The following is a 3358-nucleotide window of genomic DNA, read 5'->3' on the forward strand; positions in this document are numbered from 1 at the left end:
ATAGACGCGCGGCACGCCGTAGCGCCGCGCGACGCGGCCGGCCATCTCCTCGCGCAGCTCGGCGATCGCCACCACCTCGCACTCCGCGAGCGCCGCGAAGTTTCGCAGGTGCGCCGCCTGGCCCATCATGCCGGTGCCGACAAAGCCCAGGCGGACCTTAGCGCCGGACATGGCTGCATTTAATCACGGCTCGGCGCGTCGTCAATCCGGCGGCCGAAGGGTGTAAGCGCCCTTTTGCTTAGCAGACGAGCTCCCTGAAGCGTCCAACGCTGACCGGTGAGTTGAGTGCGATCTAGCGCCGGTAGGTGTGAGCTTGGGAAGAGCTGATCCAGATCCGCTCGACCGCAACTGAGGCGCGCTGATGCACATCAATCTCCAGTAAGTTCCAGCCGCTACGAAGGATGTGAGGGTCTACCGATATTACAGTGGCCCATTTCTCCGAACATCGCGTCAGATCCCATGTGTGGGTTGCGAGATGGACATGGTTGACCCAAACATCTACGCGCTCACTTGCGGCATTTGAGCATTGAGGGCGAGAAAGGACTAGCTCGATTTCGGTGAGTGTCTGTGCATCAGCCCACCAAGCGCCGGCTAACAGCTCAAATTGAATGAGACGAGGTAGAGGATCTGTCGCATTTATGCCAATTGTGGAAGATAGTGTGATTCCATCTGTTATCAAGCGTTGATGTTGCAAAAATCCGATTGAGTCAAGCAGGCGAAGATAGCCTGCTTGAAAGTCCCGAGCTCCTGAAAAAGGAAGCAGCTGCAAGAGGTTATACCGCACGGGTTGCTCGGTGAGATCAACGAGATGTGCTTGATATCGCCGATGAGGTCCTGTAGCCGTCGCAGACAGAGGCAATTCCTTGACGATTGAGCTCGGGGTGTCATCCCCAGCAAGCCTCGCGGTGAGGGTGTAGGATGTTCCCGCGCTCGCGATGAGCAGCAAAGAAGAGGTGATCGGCTCTCTCGCGTCCATGTAGATATTTAAGCCCTGCTTTGGCACAGGATACAAAGTGCTGCCGAATTGGAATCGCGTGACGTCTTGAAGCGGCTTATCGAGCAGCGACGGGTCTACTTTGGTAGGACGGAGATTCAATCTCACTATAGCTTTTAACCGTTCAACGCTGAAGAGAGGTCCAGCGATGACGAGGTGGATATCGTCATATAGCCGTCTTATCTGATGATTCCTTATCTGATTCTTGCCATAAATGCGGGTAGGGATGTAGCCATCGGGCAGGTAGCGTGGGATATGTCCTATTCGCCACACTTGTGACTCACTATCTAGTGGCAGACGAGCCAGAAGAGCATCTGACAGAGCATGTAGGTCTATAATTTTTGTGCTTGGATAAGAGAAAAACCCGAAATAGCCTATTGATCTCACAACCAATATTTCTGGTCTTCGTATCCGTAAAAGTCTAGCCCTTGCGCTAAACAAAAAGTTTTCCACTGAGGCGCTGCCATTCAATCGGGGGAGCAAGCCTGTTCCTTCGTAATAGAAGCCACGTTCATCAATGACGTGGCTGAGAAGCACAGGGAGATCGCCTCGTCCGATTAACTTCGACACAAGCTGACTAAGCGGCGTGTGAACCGGGCGGAATAGCTCATCTGCAGGATATGGATAGCCGCTCAGCCATGTGGGCACCGGCTTGGCGAGCGAGCTCAGCCCGAATGCGGCAACCAGGCCCATCACCCGAAAGACATGTCTGTGGACGGGCGGAGCAAACGGTGTGAGAGTGGGGGCTTGAGATAAGCAGGCTACAGCGATGACAAAGGGTGCCGAGAAGAACCGCCCACGCATAAAATCGCCGCCGATCCAAAAGACATAGACAGCGTACAACACAATGCTCAAGCTGAGAGGCCAAAGTGTTCTACGGTTGGAAGCGATCACACCCAGTATGGTTCCGCAGACGATCGTGACGAAGCTCAGAGGATCATTGGTAATGAAATCGTAAAAATAGGCTACTCCTCGTGCTAGATACTCGGATCTAGGTATGTCGGCATACTGTTTCGCATAAAAGGTGTTTGGCAAGGGGAATCCATAGTAGAGGGTCGAGAAGCCCATCCACACGAGCGCCGGCCCGAATACTAGCAACAGCGCACGCCACCTCTTCACCCAGTTATCCGCATGGCGCAGGTAGTCTAAAAGCAGGGGCACAATCAACAATACAAAGTCCAACCGGTTAAGCACAAGCAATCCTGACAACGCAGTCCAATATTGTGGTTTTGTCTGGGGGGCTCTCAGGTAGGAGAAACATAGCAGCGCAAGCAAGAAATGGCTAAGCGGATTCTCCAAACCGGAAGTCGAGAAATCAACGAACGATTTAGAGCCGATCAGCGCAATCCCAATCAGCGCGACTCGCCACAGACGATCTCCGCACATCCTCAGCAGCAGCGCCACGCTGAAGATGGACAACACAGCCGAGAGAGCCAGCAAGGTAAAGTATGCTTCGCGGGTAAAGAAATAGATCGGCGCAATCAGCAGCAACCAGAGCGGATGCGTGTAAGCTTGGACTCGCTCATCGGTGTTCCAGACGAGTCCGTGTCCGTTCGCCAGGTTGTCAACTACGCGCATCGTTATGAAAGCGTCGTCACACGTCCAGGCCGTGCGCAGCAGAACTATGGTGTAGCCGAGCAGGATCAGTATCTTTAAGAGAAGCGAAGCGAACTCGAGGGATACCCGATGTTGTTTCATAGCATCCTATGTTAGGCGGGTCGCCGTCACCGGTTGGCGGTCATCGGCTGAGGCAGCTGCGAATATACCAAATCCGGTCTAAGGGTGAGGGCAGCTAAACGGAACGAAATCTAGGCGGTGCAGCATGGTGCCCACTTGATCCGGCAGGCGGGAGTCTAGCCCTATTCCCACCTTCGCGACGACGGGCTGTGCAGGGGATGACGGTCAGCAGTGGCGATCAGCGATTGGTATACGGCCTGCGTGGCCTGAGCGGTCGCGGCCCAGGTGAACTTTGCCGCTTGCCGCGGCCCGCGCGTGCCCAGCTCGCGGCGCAGTGCCTCGTCGCCCAGGACGCGCCGCAGCGCGCGGACCCACTCGGCGACGTCCAGCGGCGGGATCAGCAGCGCCGCATCGCCGCACACCTCGGGCAGCGACGCCGCGTTGGACGAGACGACCGGCGCGCCGCACGCCAGCGCCTCTAGCGGCGGGAAGCCAAAGCCTTCGTAGACCGACGGGAAGGCCATCACCGTGGCCAGGGAATACATCGCGACTAGGTCGTCATCCTCGACGGCGGTGAGGAAGCGCACCTGGCCGGTCAGCCCCAATTCGTGCACGGCGCGGTAGGTGGCCTCGTGCAGCCAGCCCTGCCGGCCGACCACGATCACCTCCTGGGCTAAGCCGTCGTCC

General features: G+C 56.6%; 2 protein-coding genes. Both read right to left on the reverse strand.

What is annotated here, in order from left to right:
- Positions 1-292: 292 nt before the first annotated feature.
- Positions 293-2692 carry a DUF2029 domain-containing protein gene (locus tag NZM04_04730; protein MCS7063340.1) on the reverse strand — a complete coding sequence of 800 codons (2400 nt, stop codon included), beginning with the start codon at positions 2690-2692 and terminating at the stop codon, positions 293-295.
- 161 nt (positions 2693-2853) lie between these two features.
- On the reverse strand, positions 2854-3358 hold a 505-nt coding region (locus NZM04_04735; GenBank protein ID MCS7063341.1), incomplete at its 5' end, for a glycosyltransferase family 4 protein.

The organism is Candidatus Methylacidiphilales bacterium, assembly GCA_025056655.1.
In the GTDB taxonomy this organism is placed as follows: domain Bacteria; phylum Verrucomicrobiota; class Verrucomicrobiia; order Methylacidiphilales; family JANWVL01; genus JANWVL01.